Source organism: Chitinispirillales bacterium ANBcel5, assembly GCA_029688955.1.
GTDB classification, from domain to species: Bacteria; Fibrobacterota; Chitinivibrionia; order Chitinivibrionales; family Chitinispirillaceae; genus Cellulosispirillum; species Cellulosispirillum alkaliphilum.
The window spans coordinates 1-1,422 of sequence record JARUKZ010000103.1 but is presented as its reverse complement, the minus strand read 5'-3'; the positions used below and the strand labels follow the sequence as shown (position 1 = coordinate 1,422).

The following is a 1,422-nucleotide window of genomic DNA, read 5'->3' as shown; positions in this document are numbered from 1 at the left end:
GGTGGATGGAGCTGTTAGCGGTTAGCTGTTAGCAATTAGCTGGGAGGAATATGATTGCATTATCCTTCTTACAGCTTTATTTCTCTCTCTTTTTTTCTGCTAAAAGCTAATAGCTAACAGCTAATAGCTTAACTATCTCCCATTCCCGGGCGCTGGGGTTTGCATAATGTTAATTATACGATGACGGTTAATCTTTTAAGCCCGCCTGCCCGGCGGCGTATAATTGCACATTATGTAAAAGTGAGGGTTTTTGGATGATTAACCCGAACGGCCCAGAGCGCACGGGCTACTTTGTTTGTTTGAGGAGTAAGGCACCGGAGATTTCTGGACGGCTGTTAGGGAAAACAAAAGAGGCTGCGGGAAAACCTGCGGCCTTTACTCTTTTATCAGGTTATGACGATAATCCGAGAGAACGGGAGTATGATGCAAAAGGTTCTCCAATGAGCAGATTTAATTTGGGAAAGCTGGTACAATTTGTATAATAATCAAGTCCCGATTCATCGGGGTATGATGGAAGGGTGAAAATTGTATGATCAATAATTTGGGAAACTATATGATGACAATTAAAACAATCTCAGCTATAGGAATATGATAGCATTATCCTTCTTACAGCATTACAGCCTTATTGTCTTCTTTTTACTGCTAACAGCTAATTGCTAAAACAAAAGGCGGCCGGTGTGGGCACCAATTAGTTTATTTATCGTAATGTTTTTTTGAAAATATCTGTTTAAAAATATAGCCCAAAAGAAATGTACCAAGAAAAAAACCAAATATCACATAACTTATATGACATAAAAAAAACTCAAACAACTGTTTAGCATTCATAGGTTCACTAACAAAACCAAAACCCTTTCTGTACCCTGTTAAACCATAAAATAAAAATATGGCTATTGTTATAATAAAGCCAAATAAGTAAGGTTTAAATTTGAACATTAATCTTTACCAGAAAAAATGTATTGAAAAAATTGAGCTACTCCAGTAAAAACCTGCTTAAACCCTGTAAGTCCTTGATCTGATGCATCTGGTACACCCAAAACAGCATCTGCTACATCTATTGCGGTACTAGCAGTAGATGTAACAGCCACAGGGTGACTAAGAACTAGTGTTTTGCATGTTACAGCCACAACAGGAGCCGCCTTTAGAGCAACGGGAGCAGCTAAAGCTGTTCCAGAAACAGCCACACTTCCTAACATAGCCTTTTCACCAAAATCCATAATAGCATCCTGTTCATGCTTAGGGGTTAACCAGCTTATTAGGCCACCAAGAGACCGTGGCATAGAAATCGCCATTTGGAAATGTTCATCTTGATTGCCATCGGGGTCAAACCTATTTATCGGATTGCTTCCACCATAAAGATATAAATCGAAATACTGCTCCATCGGATCCGTACTTACCCACCGTCCGATATCACTGTCATAGTAC

Annotated in this window: 1 protein-coding gene; it reads right to left on the bottom strand. The window is 39.3% G+C overall.

The genetic code is table 11. From position 1 onward, the window contains the following. Positions 1-932: 932 nt before the first annotated feature. Positions 933-1,422 (bottom strand): RHS repeat-associated core domain-containing protein (locus QA601_18890; protein ID MDG5817168.1); only part of this gene is annotated, 490 nt, incomplete at its 5' end.